Source organism: Streptomyces sp. NPDC097640 (assembly GCF_040302705.1).
GTDB lineage: Bacteria > Actinomycetota > Actinomycetes > Streptomycetales > Streptomycetaceae > Streptomyces.
Map to the genome: position 1 here is coordinate 13,825 of NZ_JBEOSB010000043.1, position 18,490 is coordinate 32,314.

Consider the following 18,490-nt stretch of genomic DNA (forward strand, 5'->3'; position numbering starts at 1 on the left):
GGACACTCATCGTTTCAGGTCTCGGTCCGCTTTGCGGCGTGAATACCTGTGCGGCCGGTGCGACTGATCCGCCCGCTACATCGGGCACGGCACGACCGACGTCGTTGGGAACATCCCGCTCCGGGAAGCCCTAGCGGGCGTAGGCCCAACGCGTCGCCGTCGATGCGGCCCAGCCGCCGCCGTACTGTCGTTTCCCCTCGGCGGGCAGGCGAACAAAGTACGCGCGGATCATGTCACCTAATGACAAGTCAGTCCTGCTAATCTCGCATTCCCCCAGGGTGTTCGACTGTGATCCGTTCAAGTGGTGACGGCTCTCTCGGGCGATGTCGGCCTTTGGGTTTCCATCCGACGTATGGCGGCAGCACAAGGAGCCGGCCGGACAATGTCCCGAATCGAGAAGCCCTTCACCTCAGGGGAAGTGATCGCTGCGGCAGCCGCCGCTCCGACCCTCGCAGTCCCGACACCTGTATTCGCAATCCACAGGGTGGACGCAGGAGCGGAAGACGAGTAAAACCGCTGTCCGCTGGAGCCGATCGCGCATTATCCGCGCCTTCCGTGAATGTCCCGTTCAGCCCGATCGGGCGATCTCGCGAGAATTCCGGAATGCCTGACCTCAGGCATCGAAAAGAGTGGAGAGAAAGTGAATTCCGTTTCCCGTAAGGCCACGCTTGTCGTCGGCACCATAGCAGCGGCCGTGGGCCTGTCCATGTTCGGCGCCGGGACGGCCTCGGCCAGCCCGCTCCTGCCGTACCAGGGGACTGTGTACAGCAGCCTGGGCAAGTGCCTGACTGTGGGGAACACTCTGGCCCAGAAGGGTGCAATAACCACGTTCACCTGTCAGCCGCGCGGCAAGGACGGCTACGCCTTCTACTACACGACCTGAGCGGCGGTACCGGTCAGACCTGAAGCGGGTCGATGCGAACGAGGCCGGTTTGGAGGGCGTTGAGGAACTCAACGTGCGGAGTATCGCGGCCTCCTGAGCATGGCGTACGAAGGGGCGGTGCACACCCGTATCGGTTCGTGCACCGCCTCTTCGGGCGTTCTGGCAGGGCAAGGAGGCCGGCACCGTCGCGGCGGCCCGCGCCTTGGCCGCCACATCTTCCTGGATGTGCTGGTAGATGTGGCGTGAAGGGCCGGGCGCGGTTCCAGGTTGTTCTCGCGTGCAGCGATGAGGGTTTCTTGCGCATGCAGAGAATCGCCGCAAATCTGTGTTGAGCCGGTGATGGATGCGAGTTGGCGGGACCACCCACCCGCCGCGCCACCGGGAGGCCTGACGGCAACGGCGGCTCCCTGCCTCCCCTTCCTCCCCTCAGCCGGCCGTTTTGCGCTGCGAGCGCGACACGCACCCAAGCAGAGCGGGCGCAACCACCGCACTGAGCCCGTGACACGCCCGCAAATGGCGGTGACACTCCGTTGTCTGTCGAATACCGTTGCGTAGCACGGGGGATCGACCATGGAGGGTGAGGGGGCGTGATGAGCCTGCCGGGGCAGATCGCGATACGACGGGGTGGCTGCTGTGAACTCGCTACGCGTGTAGTGGAAGAGCTCAGACGTGCCCTGGGCATCGCCCTGCCCGGGGAGGGCGCCCAGTGAGCGGCGGCGGGGGCGGTGGCAAGGAGCCGGACCTGAAGCTGGACAAGGAAGCGTTACAGGACATCACCAAGGGTTTACGCGCAGCCATCAGCGAGTTGAAGGACATCGGGTCGGCGACGGACGCGGTGATGGGGTCGGGGTTCGATGAGTTGTCGCTGACGTCGATGGAGGCGGGGCACAACGGTCTCGCCAAGGACTTCGAGGACTTCTGCGAGCGCTGGGAGTGGGGGGTGCGCGGCCTGATCCAGGACGCGAACAAGCTGGCCAAGAAGGTGGGCCTCGCGGCGGGGATGCAGTGGGAGGAGGACCGGTACATCGAGGGCACGTACAAGGTCGTGGCGAACTCGGTGGCCGGGAATCCGCATCTGAGCGAGGAGGAAGTCACCCAGAAGGAGTGGGGCGAGCTGTTCTCGGGGGATACCTGGCGTCCGGATTACAGCAAGGAGTCGTACGAGAAGGCAGGGGAGGAGATTCGGGGCACCTGGCAGGCCACAGGCGACAAGATCGGCCGCACCAGCAGCATCGCCCAGTACGCCCTCCCGCCCGACCAGCAGGTCCCTGAGCAGGATGGGGGCGAGCGCTGATGGGGTGGGGGGATTGGGTTCCGGATGTCATCGAGGACAAGGTCGAGGACGGTGTCGAGGCGCTCGGGGATGTCGTCGAGGCGGGGGGTAACAAGCTCGCGGACGGCCTGGACAAGGTGGGCCTGGAGGACGGGGCGGACTGGGTCCGCGACAAGTCCCGCTCGGCGGCGAACAAGCTGGGCGCGGATGTCGCCGAGATGCAGCTGGATGAGACCGAGAACCCGAAGAAGCTGATCTTCGGCAGTGCGAGCAAGATCCGCTCGACGGCGAGCCATCTGCGGGACTTCAAGAAGGCGTTCAACGACGTCGGGGACGGTCTGAAGCGGCTGGACTCGGCGCACTGGAAGGGCAAGGCGGCGGACGCGTTCCGCGAGGAGGTGGCGGTCGAGCCGAAGAAGTGGTTCAAGGCCGCCGATGCGTGTGAGAAGGCCGCCACCGCGATGGACACCTTCGCGGGCACGGTGGAGTGGGCGCAGACCCAGGCGCAGGAAGCGATCAACGCCTACAAGGCTGCGAAGAAGGCGTCGAAGGACGCGGTTCAGGCGTACAACGAGCAGGTCGTGGCGTACAACGCGGCCATCGAGGACGGCAAGGATGCCTGCAAGCCGGGGAAGTTCCACGACCCGGGCCCAGGCAAGGCCAAACTGGCGCAGCAGAAGCTGGACGAGGCCCGCCGCCAGCGCAACGAAGCGGCGGATACGGCCCGCACCGCGGTCAAGGCGGCCCGGGACGCCGCGCCGCCCAAGCCGTCGTACTTCGAGCAGGCGGAGGACGGCCTGACCGGCCTGAAACTCGACGCCACACACTTCACGGCGGGCGTGATCAAGGGCGGCGCGGGGGTCATCGGTTTCGCGCGCAGCGTCAACCCGCTGGATCCGTACAACATCCTGCACCCAGCCGAGTACGCGACGGGCCTGAACAACACGGCCGCGGGGCTGGTCAACGTGGCCAGCGACCCCTTCGGCGCGGGCAAGCAGATGCTGGACGACTTCGCCAAGGACCCCGCCGAGGGCACCGGCAGGCTCTTCGGTGAAGGGCTGGGGGCCAAGGGGATCAACGCGGCGCGCAAGGGCGCTACGGCGGGCAAATACGGTCGGCGCGGGAGGGGCGGCGCGCGCAAGTCCCTGGACAAGGACGGACCGAACGCCCACGGCCAGCAGGACGCCAAGAAGACGACCGATGGCACAGACCCGGTCGATCTGGCGACAGGCAAGATGTTCCTGCCTCAGACGGACGTGACCCTGCCGGGCGTGCTTCCGCTGGTCTTCCGTCGCCGGGTGGAGTCGGGCTACACGGCAGGGCGCTGGTTCGGCCCGTCGTGGTCGAGTACAGCCGACCAGCGTCTGGAGGTCGACGCCGAAGGTGTCGTCTTCATCAGTGAGGACGGCCTGCTGCTGTCCTACCCCCACCCCGCACCCGACCTGCCCACACTCCCAGCGGCGGGCCCGCGCTGGCCGCTGGAGCGGGACGCACACGGCGACTACACCCTCACCGACCCGACCACTGGTCACACCCGCCACTTCACCGGCCCGAGCGAGGGGGCCGACGGGGTCGCGCGGCTGGAGCAGATATCGGACCGCTCTGGCAACTTCATTACCTTCGAATACGACCCCGACGGCACCCCCCTCGGGATCAACCACTCGGCCGGCTACCACCTGAAGCTGACCACCGCCGACGGCCGGATCACCGCCCTCCACCTGGCTGGCGCCGCGTCCGACGGAACCGACCAGGAACTGCTCCGCTACGACTACACCGACGGCAACCTCACCGGGGTCATCAACTCCTCTGGTTTGCCGATGCGGTTCGAGTACGACGACGAGCGTCGGGTCATCGCTTGGACGGACACCAACGACCGTCGCTACGACTACGTCTACGACAACCGCGACCGCTGCATCACGGAAGGCGGCGACGCGGGCCACATATCGATCCGTATCGACTACGACCGCATCGACGAGGCCACCGGCCACCGGATCACCACCGTCACCACGCCTGACGGCCACGCCACGCGCTACCTGGTCAACGACGTATGCCAGATCGTCGCTACGACCAACCCCCTCGGCCAAACCTCCCGCACCACGTACGACCGCCACGACCGGATCCTGACCCACACCGACCCGCTCGGCCACACCACCGCCTACACGTACGACAAGACCGGACACCTCACGAAGATCACGGGCCCGGACGGTTCTGAGAGCACCGCCACGTACAACGCCCTGGGCTTACCGATGTCCGTGACCGGCCCGGACGGAGCCACGTGGAACCAGACCTACGACGAGGCGGGCCACCGCACCAGCGTCACAGACCCGGCCGGCCACACTACCCGCTACACGTATGACGACCACGGCCACTTGATCGCCATCGCTGACGCACTGGGGCAGACCACGGGCGTGCGTTGTGACCCGGCGGGCCTGCCAGTGGAGGTCACCGATCCTCTCGGCGCCGCCACCCGCTACCAGCGTGACGCCTTCGGTCGCCCAGTGGTCCTCACCGACCCCATGGGCCACTCCACACACCTGCGGTGGACGGTCGAGGGCATGCTCGCCGCCCGCACCAACCCGGACGGGACGACGGAGACCTGGACGTATGACGGCGAGGGCAACTGCAAGCAGAGCATTGACGCGGCGGGTGGAGTGACCTCGTACGAGTACACCCACTTCGACTTGCTGGCTGCCCGCACCGGCCCGGACGGCGTGCGCTACGCGTTCGAGCACGACACTGCCCTGCGCCTGACCCAGGTCACCAACCCCCAGGGCCTGACTTGGACGTACGACTATGACCCAGCAGGACGCCTGGTCGCGGAGAAGGATTTCGACGACCGTACCCTGACGTACAACCACGATGCGGCGGACCGCCTCACAGACCACACCAACCCACTCGGCCAGAGGATCCGCTATGAGCGCGACGCGGCGGGCCGTATTGTCGGCAAGCTCGCGGACGACGCCGTCACCCGCTACGCGTATGACTCGGCAGGGCGCCTGCGCCAGGCCACTGGCCCGGACGTGGAGGTGGTCTACCAGCGCGACCGGTTGGGTCGCGTCAAGTCGGAGATGGTGAATGGCCGGGTCCTGACCCACACATACGATGCCCTGGGCCGCCGCACCCGCCGTACCACGCCTACCGGCGTTACCACCACCTACACCTACGACGCGGCAGGCAACCGCACCACCCTCACCGCTGCCGGCCACACCGTTGCCTTCGACCACGACGCAGCAGGCCGCGAGACCGCCCGCCACGTAGGTGAGACACTCACCCTCACCCACACCTGGGATCCCTTGGGCCGCCTCACCGAACAAACCCTCACCGGCCCAGCGGCCGACCCCCTCCAGCATCGGGCCTACACCTACCGCGCCGACGGCTACGTCACCGCAATCGACGACCAGCTCACCGGCCGTCGAACCTTCGACCTCGACGCGACGGGCCGCGTAACCACGGTCCGGGCACGGGGCTGGACCGAGAGGTACGTGTACGACGAGGCGGGCAACCAGAGCCAGGCCAGCTGGCCCAGCGCCCATCCTGCCCAGGAAGCAACTGGTACCCGGGCTTACACCGGCACCCGTATCACCCGCGCGGGCAACATCCGCTACGAGCATGACGATGCTGGGCGCCTGGCTGTCCGTCAGAAGATTCGACTGTCCAAGAAGCCCGACACTTGGCGCTACGCCTGGGACGCTGAAGACCGCCTGACCGCTGTCACGACTCCCGACGGCACGCTCTGGCGCTACCTCTACGACCCCTTCGGCCGCCGCACCACAAAGCAACGCCTCGCACTCGACGGAGAAACGGTCACCGAACAGGTGGACTTCACCTGGGACGGCAACATCTTTATCGAACAAACCTCCACGACATCTGGCCTCTCCCATCCGGTAACCCTTACGTGGGACCACGACGGCTTGCACCCCGTAGCCCAAACCGAACGCATCACCGAGGAGACCACCCAGCGCGAGATCGATCAGCGCTTCTTCGCCATCGTCACTGACCTGGTCGGCACCCCGACCGAACTTGTCGATGAGTCCGGCGAGATAGCCTGGCAAACCCGTTCTACCCTTTGGGGCACCACCACCTGGACCAGAGGCAGCACCACCTATACCCCCCTTCGCTTCCCCGGCCAGTACTACGACCCCGAAACCGGACTCCACTACAACCATTACCGCTACTACGACCCCACCACCGCTCGCTACCTCACCCCCGACCCCCTCGGACTCCTCCCCGCCCCCAACCCCACCACTTACATCCACAACCCCCACACCTGGACCGACCCCCTCGGACTTTCCCCCTATCCTAAATCGAGGATAGGGAAATTCTTCGACAACCTACTTAAAACCAAGGAGGAAATAACGGACGAAGAAATGAGAGCCAGTCGGGTCCCCGTGAGGCTTGAAGATCTAAAAGGTTACAAATTGCGTGACCATGGTGACGAGCAAAAGATGAAAGATGCTAATGGAATGCACGACGAGCGTCTCCTGGAGGCATTAAATAACCCAGACACAATTGGTGCTGTTGTCACCCTGGTTGACGGGGAGGTGGTCCAGGGGAACCATCGAATATTCGAAGCCCTGAAGCGAATGGAGAACCCAAGGCATCCAATATTCCACCCGGATACAGAGATCTTGGTAATTCGCTAGACCCCGAGTCTGCCCCCCCGCTCTGCACCCAGCCACTAGCGATGACGAGAAGCGGCAAAAGTGAGAAACTGGTTTAGGTATTTCAGGAAATCTCGGTCATGGTACGGCTGGCCTGTGCCTGCGGCCGTCTTTGTGGCATCGCGGCGGAGAATGCAGGCGCTTGTGGCTACGGCGAACCAATCCGGCTTTAGTAGGAAGGCGAAGGATCTGGACCTGGAAGCCGGGCAAACGTTCATAGTAATCCCAGTCCTTCGAGAATACTCGCCCGTCAAGAGCTGGATCTGTCTAGTTGTGGCCTTTCCGCACTCACTGAAAATCAAAGCCGGAGAAAAGCCCGAATGTAGCTTTGGTAGGCTCGATGTTTCCGAGGGCGACCTCAAGTCGCTATCGCAGGCCAAAGCAAAGGTGAGGGATCAGCTCGTCCATTGGATGAGCTGGGAGGCATACAGAGGCTGGCTGCAAAATGAAAAATAGAGCACCTTGGATTAGTTCGAGAACGCCGCCCACTTTCGCCTTCGAGCCAGCTGGTCCAACACGAACAACGATGCACGATCAAGTGGACGAGTGGGTAGTGACCGATCAGCCAGTCCGAGCCTTGCCCGTTTGTTTGGCCTTCGGGCGTACCATCATGTTTGGCAGCCTGTAGGCGGACTGTCGGCGAGGTGATCGAACTGACCTGCCTTGGCCGCGCGTATGAAGACGCCGAGTGTGGCGGGGGTGGTGGTAAGGATGATGTCGGGGTCGTCGCTCTCGCGGATTTTGATGGCGTCAGGGGTGGGGGCGGCGACGTTGATGCAATTGGATCCTTGGGCGCTGTGGGGGGACTTCCGCCAGTCGGCGGGCACCCTGGCGACGTAGAGACAGTTGGCTGCTTCGGCACTGAACGAGGACTTCTGCCAGTCGCGGACGGACACTTGCTCTCCCTCTCAGATGCTTTCTGCGATGCGGTGGATCAGTTCGCGGGACTCAGTCGGCTTGAGTGCGCATCCTTCCATCCGGTCAAGAACTGTCCGGTACTTGACGAGCTGCGCTGGGGCGTCGTGAAACTCGGATCCGTAATCCGTGTCGAGTTGCACGGTGTCGAGCTGTGATACGGGGCCGCTGAAGTAGACGATTGACTGTCCGGAGCTGGGAAATGTTCCTGCGTCGAAGGGCACCACGACAACTGAGATATGGTCGCGCTCGCTCATGGTGATGAGGTGTTCCAGCTGTTTGTGAGCCACGGTGCGTCCTCCGAATTGCATACGCAGAGCGGCCTCGTGAATGATCGCCGTCAATGGGGTTGGCTTATCGCAGTAGACAACGGCTTGCCGCTTGAGTCGGAATGAGACTCGGTGCTCCACATCAGGGGGAGCCAACGGCGGCACGGCATCGCTGATGACGGCACGGGCGTGGTCCCTGGTTTGAAGCAGCCCGGGGAGGTGGATCACCGACGCGACGCGCATGGCGGTCGCGTGATGTTCAAGCTCGGCCAGGTCGAGCGCCCCGGGTGGGAGGATCTCGCGGTACTCCTCCCACCAGCCGCGCGTCTGGCGGCCGGTCATCTGGGCCAGGCTCTCGATGAGCTCCTGATCTGTGCAGCTGTAGGAGCGGGCGATGGCGCGTACCCGATCCGCGCTCACTGCGTAGCGTCCGGCTTCGATGCTGCTGACGCGCGGCTGGTTGGCGCCCAGGAGCGTGCCTGCCTGGGTGGCGGAGAGGTCGGCCTGCTCGCGGAGCCTGCGTAGTTCGGCGCCCAAGCGCCGTTGACGCACGGTTAGCCGGAGGTTGCTCGAGGGCATCGCTCTTCTCTTCTCCTTGCTCGCACGTGGCGTGCAGCTGCCACCCACACGGGGGTTGTTGGGCATCTATATTCAGGAGTGCGTGGCATGCATCTTATGTTGGCCGCTACGGTGTGACGCGTACCACTTCGGCTGGCGCAATGGCGGCACCGCAGTGTGCATGGCCGGAACCTGCCCAACTCCTCCTTTGCCAAGGGAGACATCCATGGACACCGTATCCCCGCAAAACATCCAACCCGCCCCGTTCGACCTCGATAAAGAGCTGTGTGAACTCGCCCTGGACAACGCCCCGCGCGTCTTCGCCGTCACCGTCCAGTACGACGTGGCCCCAGGCGAGCCCGACGCGGCGATCGCCGCCTGGGGGCTGGCGTACGGCGACGGAAGCGCTCACGTCGTCACCGTGGACGGTCGGCATCGGCTGAGCCTCAAGTCCGCTGAGCGCGCCACCTGGTGGTTCGGGCGCCAGAGTGACACCACCGCTCGGCTGCTGTGGTTCGCCGCGCCCTCCGCGCCCAGCTTCGAGGCGGCCGAGGCTGCCTGAGACGCCGACGGGCCGCGCCGCCCCCGTAGGGACGACGCGGCCCGTGCCGAACACAAATCAACTACGCCAGCAGCTCCACCTCCGCCAGCGTCGACTTCCCCTCCGGCACCAGCCGGTACTGCTCATACGACCCCGGCGAGCCGACCGAGAAGACCCGCGTCTGCTTGTCCCACGCGAAGGACTCGCCCGACCGCCGGTCCACGTCCGTCCACTTCTCGCCGTCGTGGGAGCCCTGGAGCACCCAGCCCGACGGGGCCTTCGCCTTGTCCGCCGATGACGTCAGCGTGTATTGGACCACCCGTGAGGGCTCTGCCAGCGGAAGGTCAAGGGACTCGAACGACGCCTCCGTCTTCGACGTGTCGTCCAGCAGCGCCGAACCCCCACCCGGCGGCACCGTCACATCGCGGCGCGGCGTCGGGACCTTGTCGTCCGTTGTAATCGACGTAGGCGCTGCGCCCTTCCCCGTGCCCCACTTCGTGGGCTTGGCGCCCATGTCGAAGTCCAGCGTCCCGCCCCGCGCGAGCAGGTCATGGGGCAGCGCGGTGGAGTTCCAGGGCTTGCCGTTGACCCTCAAACCCTGGACGTAGACATTCCGGGCGCTGTTCTTCGGCGCCTTGACGACCAGGTCGCGGCCGTTCTCCAGGTGCACCGTGGCCTTGGTGAACAGGGGCGAACCCACCGCGTACTCGGAGCCGCCCATGACCAGCGGATAGAAGCCCAGGGCGCTGAAGACGTACCAGCCGGACTGCTCGCCGTTGTCCTCGTCGCCGTGGTAGCCCTGGCCGATCTCGCTGCCGGTGTAGAGGCGGGAGAGGACCTCGCGGACCTTCTCCTGGGTCTTCCAGGGTTGGCCGGCCGCGTCGTACATGTATGTCGCGTGGTGGGCGACCTGGTTGCTGTGGCCGTACATGCCCATGCGGACGTCGCGGGCCTCGGTCATCTCGTGGATGACGCCGTTGTAGGAGCCGGCGAGGTCGGGGGAGGCGGTCTCCGGGGTGGTGAAGTAGGTGTCGAGCTTCTTCGCCAGACCTGCCCGGCCGCCGTAGAGGTTGGCGAGGCCCCGGCTGTCCTGGGGGGCCGTGAAGGCGTAGCCCCAGCCGTTGGTCTCGGTGTAGTCGTAGCCCCAGATCCGGGGGTCGTACTTCTCGGACTCGACGCGCCATTGGCCGTCCGCGTCCTTGCCCTGGAAGAAGCCCGCCTTGTCGTCGAAGAGCTTGACGTAGTTCTGGGCGCGGCGCAGGAAGTACTCGGACTCCTCCTTGTAGCGGGCCTTCTTGGTCTTCGCGTAGAGCGCCTTGCCCATCTTCGCGAGGCCGAAGTCGTTGAGGTACCCTTCCAGCGCCCAGGACAGGCCCTCGTGGGTGTCGGTGGTGGTGTAGCCGAGGAAGAGCGACCGGTCCATGCCCTTGCGGCCGACCCCCGATTCGGTCGGGACGGTGGTGGCGTTCTTCAGGGCGGCCTCGTACGCGGCCTCGGCGTCGAAGTTGACGCCCTTGAGGTAGGCGTCGGCGAAGGCGACGTCCGAGCTGGTGCCGGTCATCAGGTCGGCGTAGCCGGGGGAGGACCAGCGGGAGATCCAGCCGCCGTCCTTGTACTGCTGGACGAAGCCGTCGACCATCTCTCCGGCCCGCTTCGGGGTCAGCAGGGAGTACGCGGGCCAGGTGGTGCGGTAGGTGTCCCAGAAGCCGTTGTTGACGTAGACCTTGCCGTCGACGATCTTGGCGCCGGTGTGGGTCGGGGTGTTCTCGCCGACCGGCTCGGAGAATGCGCTGGCGTACTGGTACCTGGGCTTGTCCGTGGTGCCCGTGTTCTCGAAAGCGGAATTGGGATACAGGTACAGCCGGTAGAGGCTGGAGTAGAGGGTGGTGAGCTGGTCGCGGGTTGCGCCCTCTACTTCGATCCTTCCCAGGATGTTGTCCCAGGCCGTCTGCGCATGCTCTTTGACCTGCGTAAATGAAGTCGACGCCGGGATCTCGCGGTTCAGGTTCGTCTTCGCCTGGTCCAGGCTTATCAGGGACGTGGCGATCCGTAGCGTGACCGTACGGTCCGCGCCGGGCTTGAAGCGGAAGTATCCCGTGACGTCCTTGCCGCCCCCGCCGGACAGCTTGCCGCCCGCGCTCACGGGTGCGTCGAAGACGCCGTACACGAACATGCGGCCCGACCCCGGGTTGCGGTCGCTCTTGACGTCGGAGTAGCCGGTGACGACCCCGTTCTCGGCGTCCAGGGTCAGTCCTCCGTCCCCGTTGACGTTATCGAAGATGACGCTCGCGTCGTCGCCGGGGTACGTGAAGCGCAGCAGCGCCGCGTGGTCGGTGGGGGTGATCTCCGCCTTGAGGCCGTTCTCGAAGGTCACGCCGTAGTAGTGCGGCCGGGCGGTCTCGTTGGTGTGGCGGAAGGGGAGGGCGCGGGCCGTGCGTCCGGCGTCGGGGGTGCCGCCGGCTGTGGACGGCATCAGCTGGAAGGTCTGCCGGTCGCCCATCCAGGGGCTCGGTTCATGGCTCGCGCTGAAGGCCTGGACGGTGGGGAGGTTGTCGGCGTTGTTGCCGCGGGCGTACTCGTACAGCCAGCTGCGTGAGCCCGCGTTGGTCACCGGGGTCCAGAAGTTGAAGCCGTTCGGGACGGCGGTGGCCGGGAAGTTGTTGCCGCGGGAGAAGCTGCCGCTGGAGTTGGTGCCGCGGGTGGTGCTGGCGTAGTCGGACAGGTGCTTCAGACGCTTCTCGGGGGCCTTGGGCGCGATGGAGATGTCGTCGACCCAGCCGCGGAACTTCGCCGCGCCCTTGGGGGAGTCGTACGCGACCAGGACGCGGTCGATCGTCTTGCCCGCCGCGACCGCGCCGATCCGCGACTCCTTGTGGTTCCACTGGTTGACGTACAGCGTCTTGGAGGCGGCCTGGCCCTGGGGGCTCAGCCGGGCGCCGTGCTGGTCTACCGCGCCGGGCAGGTCGCTCAGGTAGGTGCCGTCGGTGAAGGCGAGGTCGACGGAGACGTGGGTGGCCGGGTAGTTGAGGTCGGTCTCCGGCATCGAGGGGAAGATCCGGTACGAGAGCAGGGTGTCGCGGGCGACGGCCGTGTTCACGTCGAAGATCTTGTTGTACGAGTACGCCCGGCCGTCCGGCTTGTGCGTGCCCGCGTACAGCAGGGCGCGGGTGCCGGTGAAGCCGGCGTTCGCCTTGGCGGTGGGGGAGCCGGCCGGGCCGCTGTCGATCTGCGTGCGCATATCGGCGGGGGTGGGCGGGGTGGTGTCGGCGGTGGCGAGTTGCACCTCGGCGAGCTGCACGATGTCCTCGCCGGCGTTGCGGGTGATCTCCAGCCGGTAGTGCTGGTAGGCCGTGTCGTTGTCGAAGGCGAACTCGCGGGTCTGCAGGCGCGAGGCGAAGGACTGGTTCTCGCGGGTGTCGAGGGTCTTCCAGTCGGAGCCGTCGGCGGAGCCCTTGAGGGTCCAGTCGGCGGGGTCGCGGCCGGGGACGTCGTTGGCGGAAGTGAGGGCGTAGCGGACGGCCTTGACCGCGTCGCGGAGGTCGAATTCCAGCCAGGCGGTCTTTTCGAAGACCAGCCACTTGGTGCTGGACTCGCCGTCGACGAGGTTCTCCTTCACCTCGCCGGACCCGGCGTTCTCGCCGTTGGCCCGGACCGCGGTGACCTTGTCGGTGACATTGCCGGGGATGCCGATGCTGTAGCCGCCGTCGACCCCGGAGGCCTTCTTCTCGCCGTCGGGTCCGGTCTCGACCGTGTTGCGCCAGTCCGGTTGTGGGTCGTTCGGTTCGAAGGATGACTCGAAGGACGAGGCGAGGGCGGGGGCCGGGGGCTCACCGCGCGAGGCGGCCGCCGCCGCGCCTTGCGCCGTCAGGGTCAACACAACGGCCGCCACCAGGGCGGCCGGTCGTCGGGGTGCGTGCCATGGTCTGGGGCTGGGGCTGGGGCGTCTCAGTCGCATGCTCCGCGTCTCCACGAGCTAGACAACGTTGTCTGTTCCGTAGCGCAGAGTTAAGTAGGGAGGGGCCGCCCCGGTGGTGTCAAGGATGTGTAGGGGATTTCGGAGCCGGGTGAGCGAACGGGCCGGGTGGGCGGGACCGGCCGCGGTGGGGGAGAGAGAGCTGCTGCCGGTTGAAAGTACTCGGGCCCGTTTGGTGTGCATGGGTGAGTACTGACGACCGCGCGATAAGCATGCGCAAGGGAATGGGAGTTCTTGTGTCGAATGCGTGACCTTTGCGGTGGGTGCTCGTTGGATGCAGTGACGGGGGTCTTCGCTACCGGGTGGGGGTGGAGGATGGGCGAGCTGCGGAAGGTGGCGGCGCCGTTCGTGGTGCCCGGCCCGTCCGCGGTGACGATCCGCACCAGCCTGAAGGGCCTGACCGGGCAGGACGAGATGGTCTTGCGCCTGGTCGGTGGCCTGTTGGGCTCGCTGGCCTCCCTGGATCTGAAGGCCCGCTGCGTGGCGGGGCTGGATCATGGTAGTGACCAGTGGGCCCGGCGCAAGCGGGCTTTGACCGGGGAGTCCTCCTCGCGGTGGGCGGGCAGTATCACCAAGGCCTCGCATGATCAGTGGGGGCTGGCCCGACGCGGTCAGCTCGCCTGCATCCAGAACCTCCAGGCGGGCATCGACATGATCGTTCGGCGGTTGTCGCTGCCGGTCGGGGCGACGGGTTCCAAGGGTTCGCCGGGTGGTTACCGCTCCCGGAAGGAGTGGTTCGCCAAGTCCCGTCGTCTGCACGTGCTCGAAGACCGGCTGGAGCGGGAGCGGGCCGACTCTGAAGCCGGGCGGGTGCGGGTGGTGCGCGGTGGGAAGAAGCTGCTGCGCAACCGGCACAACCTTCAAGCCGTCCATCTGACCGAGACGCAGTGGCGGGAGCGGTGGGAGGCCGAGCGCTGGTTCCTCCAAGCCGATGGTGAATCGGGCAAGCGGCATGGAAACGAGACCATTCGCCTCGCCCCGGACGGTGAGGTGAGCATCAAGCTTCCGGCGCCGCTGACCGCGCTGGCGAACGCACCCCACGGCCGCTACGTACTGGCCTGTCGGATCACCTTCCGGCACCGGAGTGAGCAGTGGGCCGACCGCATCGCGGCCAACCGCGCCGTGGCGTACCGCATCCACTTCGACGTGGAGCGTGGCCGCTGGTACCTGACTGCCTCCTGGCAGATCCCGCCAGTGAGGACCGTGCCGTTGGAGGCAGCCCGTGTCGGCGGGCTGGTCGGTGTGGACATGAACGCCGACCATCTGGCCGCTTGGCGCCTGGACGCCCACGGTAACCCCGTCGGCGAGCCCCGCAGGTTCGACTACCACCTCGCGGTCAGTGCGCCGCACCGGGATGCGCAGGTGCGGCATGCCCTCATCCGCCTCCTGCACTGGGTCCAACGCCACCATCTGGCCATTGCGATCGAGGACCTGGACTTCCAGGCGGAGACGACTCGGGAGAAGCACGGGCGAAGGAAGCGGTTCCGCAAGCTGATCTCCGGCATGCCGGTGAGCAGGCTGCGCAGCAGGCTGGTGTCGATGGCCGCTGAGCTCGGGATCACCGTTGTGGCCGTCGACCCCGCCTACACCTCCCGCTGGGGCGCCCAGCACTGGCAGCGGCCCCTGACCACCAAGACCCGCAGGACCACCCGCCACGACGCTGCCGCCGTGGCGATCGGACGGCGCGCCCTGGGGCGCCCGATCCGGCGACGGACGCAACCGCCCCCACGACACCGGAGTGATGCTGTGGGACATCGGGCCGTCCAGGCCGCATCGGGTGTTCCGGGGCGTGAGGGAACCCGCCCCCGCATTCCCGGACCACGGACACGATCCGCTGGCGCCGGATGCGGAGCGAAAGTGGGGGACCAGTGTGCCCACAACCGTTCGGGGCACACGGCTGAGCATGAGTTCTGGCACCAGGACTCACTCCCGCTCAGTCTCTAGGAACGGTGTGGCCGCTCCCGCACCCGGGTCCTCATCGACGGCTCAGGCGGCGGTCTTGGACTTGGTGCCGAGGGAGACCCGGCACTTTGTGGCTTTCTTGGAGGAGTCCGCCTCGAGCGCCACCACCTTGACGGTCTTGGTGGCGTTTCCGGCCACCTCGGCGTCCGACTCGATGGCCGTGGTCACCACTTCGCCCTTGCTGTCGACGAAGCCGACCATCAGCGTGTAGTAGGACGTGGTCGAGTCGGAGTTGGTTATCTTCACATTGGCGTACGGAATGCCGGTCGAGCCCCATCCGCAGTTGCCCATCTTGATGTCCGGGCTGACCAGTCCACCGCCGCCGGTCGGGGTGTCCGTGGGGTCCTCGGTCGGGTCCTCGGTGGGGGTGGGCGACTCGGTCGGCTCCACCGGCAGCTCGGCCATGCCCTTCCCGATCGCCGCGCCGCCCTTGGCGTCACCGGCGGAGGATCCGCCCCCGCCGCTGGAGCCGCACGCCGAAATCGACGCGAGTGTCGCGACCACGACAAGCGTGGAGGCGAAGGGGAATTGCTTCCGGACCACAGGGGCCGCCTTTCTTGTTGGTTCACGCGCACGGCGGCGTGCCGCACGGGCTGCGTCCCCTACGGTATGTCGGACAGGTCTCAACTCGGGAAAGACTGCGACCCAATGACCATTCGATCTTGCCCACTTGAGGCCAAGTGGACTATACCTGTCGCCCCGGGGGGAGGCCGTCATGCGGCCCCACGTCGCGCCCGCCTCTGCGGGCCTCCGTGCTCCCCGGAGCACACTCAGCAATACTCCGAATCACGCTTCAACTGACCCGCGGTGTCGGGCCCCTCGCCGGTGGCGAGTACGTACGGGAAACCGCTACACCGCCTGAGTCCTGACGAAGGCGAGGACTTGAGCATGGGATCCACCCCAGATTTCGGCCGTCGCGACCTGATCAAGCGGTCCGCGGCGCTCGGACTGGTAGCCGTGCCGTCCATCAGCATGCTGACTGCCTGTGCGAGCGGCGGTGACGACGACGGAAACAAGGTCGACAAGGGCAAGAAGAGCGACAAGAACCCGCTCGCCGTCAATGAGAGCGCCGCGCTCGACGTCGTCATTTTCGACGGTGGTTTCGGACAGAAGTACGCGAAGGACGCCGAGGCCGAGTACGCGAAGGCGTACCCGAAGACCGATGGCAAGATCAAGCACTCGGCCACCCAGAAGATCCAGACCGTGCTCCAGCCGCGGTTCAACGGTGGCACCCCGCCGGACCTGATCGACAACTCCGGCGCCGAGCAGATGGACTTCGGCACCCTGGTCGCCAAGAACCAGCTGACCGACCTGACGCCGCTGCTGGACGCCCCCTCAGTGGACGACCCCAGCAAGAAGGTGCGCGACACGCTGCGCCCCGGGGTCGTGGAGATGGGCCAGTTCGACGGCAAGCCGGTGTGGATCCTGTACTACGCCTACACCGTCTACGGCGTCTGGTACTCCAAGACCAACCTGGAGAAGCTGGACGCGGAGTACCCGGAGACTTGGGACGACATGCTCAAGCTCTGCGAGAAGGCGAAGAAGAAGGGCGTCGCCGGCTGGACCTACCCGGGCAAGTTCCCGTACTACATGCCGTTCAGCCTCTACCCCTTCATCGCGAAGATCGGCGGCCCCGAGACGCTGATCGCGATCGACAACCTGGAGCCGAACGCCTGGAAGCACCCGGCCGTCAAGGCCGCCTTCGAGGCGTACTACGAGCTCTACAAGAAGGGCTACATCCTCAAGGGCAGCCCGGGCCTGACCCACATCGAGTCGCAGACCGCGTGGACCGAGGGCAAGGCGCTGTTCATCCCGAACGGCTCCTGGGTCGAGAACGAGGCGAAGAAGACCACGCCCGACAACTTCCAGATGGCCGTCAGCGCGCCGTCCAGCCTGGACAGCAGCGACAAGATGCCGTTCGGCACCATCTGGGCCTCCGGCGGTGAGCCCTTCATCGTGCCGAAGGCGGCGAAGAACCCCGAGGGCGGCATGGAGCTGCTCCGCATCATGCTCGGCGAGAAGTCCACCAAGAACTTCGTCAAGCAGGTCTCCTCGCTCACCTCGCTCAACGGCGGCACCGACGGCCTGACCCTGCCCCCGGGCCTGGCGTCCGCCCAGGAGGCGCTGAAGAAGGCCGGGGACAACGTCGTGAACCCGCGTCTCCAGGACTGGTACGTGGCGCTCCAGAAGCAGCAGATCGGCGTGGGCGCGCTGGGCGAGATGATGGCGGGCCGGATGACCCCGGCCGAGGCGATCAAGAAGATCCAGAAGTTCGCCGACGACACGGCCAAGGACGACGCCGTCAAGAAGTACAAGCACGCCTGATGAGGTCCGAGCGTCACCAGCGGCCCTGTCCGCAGGGAAAGACCGAGGTCGGTAGAGATGCAGCACGATAAGCGCCAGTCGGTGGCGGCGACGGCCACGGCGGCGGTCACGAAGGGCCCGGGCGTTGGGCAGCCAGTGGTCAAAACCCCGGGTGCCATGCCCCCGCGCGTCAAGCTGTCCACGCGGCAGAAGATTCAGCGCGCGTACCGGCAGTACGGATTCCCTCTGGGATTCCTGTCCGTGCCGGTGGTGGTTTATGCGATCTTCGTGATCTCGCCGTTCGTCCAGTCCATTTATTACTCGTTCACGGACTGGACCGGCCTGAGCTCCGACTTCAAGATGGTCGGGTTCAAGAACTACGACTGGATGCTGCACGACGACCTCTTCTGGAAGGCCGTCGGGCACAACCTGCTTCTGCTGCTGGTCGTGCCGCTGGTGACGCTCGGCCTGGGACTGTTCTTCGCCTTCATGCTCAATGTCGGCGGCCGCGGAAAGAAGAACGGGGCCGTCTCCGGGGTGGCCGGGTCGAGCTTCTACAAGATCGTGTACTTCTTCCCGCAGGTGCTCTCGATCGCCATCGTCGCCCTGCTGTTCCAGTTCACGTACAACCCGCGGAACGGCGCGCTCAACGCGCTTCTGGGGGGCATCGGGCTGGATGCGCTGGAGCAGGAGTGGCTGGCCGATCCGAAGCTCGCGCTGTGGTGCCTGATGGTCGTCATGGTCTGGTCCAACGTCGGCTTCTACGTCGTGCTGTTCTCCGCCGGAATGAGCGCCATTCCCAAGGACTTCTACGAGGCGGCACTGCTGGACGGCGCCAACCGCATCACGACCTTCTTCAGGATCACCCTGCCGCTGCTGTGGGACACGGTCCAGTCCGGCTGGATCTATATGGGCATCCTCGCCTGCGACGCGTTCGCCGTGGTGCAGATCATGACCGTGGGACCGGGGGGACCCGCGGACTCCACCCAGGTCCTGGGCTACATGGTCTACACCAAGACGTTCCGTGACGGGCAGGCCGGGCGTGCGACGGCGATCGGTGTCGCGATGCTGATCGTGACCCTGATCTTCGCGGTCATCGTGGGCAAGCTCGGTCGGCGCGAACGGCTGGAGTACTGATGGCCAGGACCGCT

General features: G+C 66.1%; 11 protein-coding genes. 7 read left to right on the top strand and 4 right to left on the bottom strand.

Annotated elements, in window-relative coordinates; translation table 11 throughout:
* Positions 1-640: 640 nt before the first annotated feature.
* From ABTY62_RS43555 to ABTY62_RS43565, 3 genes are all read left to right on the top strand, one after another.
* A complete protein-coding gene (locus tag ABTY62_RS43555; RefSeq protein WP_352134936.1) occupies positions 641-883 on the top strand; it encodes a hypothetical protein in 243 nt (80 codons plus the stop codon).
* A 706-nt stretch (positions 884-1,589) separates the two neighbouring features.
* Complete coding sequence (locus ABTY62_RS43560) at positions 1,590-2,177, top strand: hypothetical protein (protein WP_352134937.1); 588 nt, start codon at positions 1,590-1,592, stop codon at positions 2,175-2,177.
* Positions 2,177-6,799: a putative T7SS-secreted protein gene (locus ABTY62_RS43565; RefSeq protein WP_352134938.1), complete on the top strand. Its 4,623-nt coding sequence runs from the start codon at positions 2,177-2,179 to the stop codon at positions 6,797-6,799. The genes ABTY62_RS43560 and ABTY62_RS43565 overlap by 1 nt, the downstream gene beginning before the upstream one ends.
* A gap of 626 nt (positions 6,800-7,425) precedes the next feature.
* On the opposite strand, the gene ABTY62_RS43570 is transcribed toward ABTY62_RS43565, so the two are convergent.
* Complete coding sequence (locus tag ABTY62_RS43570; RefSeq protein ID WP_352134939.1) at positions 7,426-7,713, bottom strand: DUF397 domain-containing protein; 288 nt, start codon at positions 7,711-7,713, stop codon at positions 7,426-7,428.
* 12 nt (positions 7,714-7,725) lie between these two features.
* Positions 7,726-8,580 (bottom strand): helix-turn-helix domain-containing protein, encoded by an 855-nt coding sequence (locus ABTY62_RS43575; protein ID WP_352134940.1) that lies wholly within the window; start codon positions 8,578-8,580, stop codon positions 7,726-7,728.
* 205 nt (positions 8,581-8,785) lie between these two features.
* Between ABTY62_RS43575 and ABTY62_RS43580 the strand changes: the two genes are divergently transcribed.
* Entirely contained in the window at positions 8,786-9,121 is a 336-nt protein-coding gene (locus ABTY62_RS43580; RefSeq protein WP_352134941.1) for a hypothetical protein, read from the top strand.
* A gap of 61 nt (positions 9,122-9,182) precedes the next feature.
* Here ABTY62_RS43580 and ABTY62_RS43585 read toward each other — a convergent pair whose 3' ends face one another.
* Entirely contained in the window at positions 9,183-13,055 is a 3,873-nt protein-coding gene (locus ABTY62_RS43585; protein WP_352134942.1) for a GH92 family glycosyl hydrolase, read from the bottom strand.
* 333 nt (positions 13,056-13,388) lie between these two features.
* Between ABTY62_RS43585 and ABTY62_RS43590 the strand changes: the two genes are divergently transcribed.
* On the top strand, positions 13,389-15,017 hold the full coding sequence (locus ABTY62_RS43590) for an IS200/IS605 family accessory protein TnpB-related protein (RefSeq protein ID WP_352134943.1): 1,629 nt from the start codon (positions 13,389-13,391) through the stop codon (positions 15,015-15,017).
* 42 nt (positions 15,018-15,059) lie between these two features.
* Here ABTY62_RS43590 and ABTY62_RS43595 read toward each other — a convergent pair whose 3' ends face one another.
* Positions 15,060-15,578 (bottom strand): hypothetical protein, encoded by a 519-nt coding sequence (locus ABTY62_RS43595; protein ID WP_352134944.1) that lies wholly within the window; start codon positions 15,576-15,578, stop codon positions 15,060-15,062.
* Positions 15,579-15,923: 345 nt separating this feature from the next.
* Between ABTY62_RS43595 and ngcE the strand changes: the two genes are divergently transcribed.
* Positions 15,924-17,360 carry an N-acetylglucosamine/diacetylchitobiose ABC transporter substrate-binding protein gene (gene ngcE / locus ABTY62_RS43600; protein WP_352134945.1) on the top strand — a complete coding sequence of 479 codons (1,437 nt, stop codon included), beginning with the start codon at positions 15,924-15,926 and terminating at the stop codon, positions 17,358-17,360.
* 156 nt (positions 17,361-17,516) lie between these two features.
* Positions 17,517-18,476: a carbohydrate ABC transporter permease gene (locus ABTY62_RS43605; RefSeq protein ID WP_311723876.1), complete on the top strand. Its 960-nt coding sequence runs from the start codon at positions 17,517-17,519 to the stop codon at positions 18,474-18,476.
* The last annotated feature ends 14 nt before the right edge of the window (positions 18,477-18,490 follow it).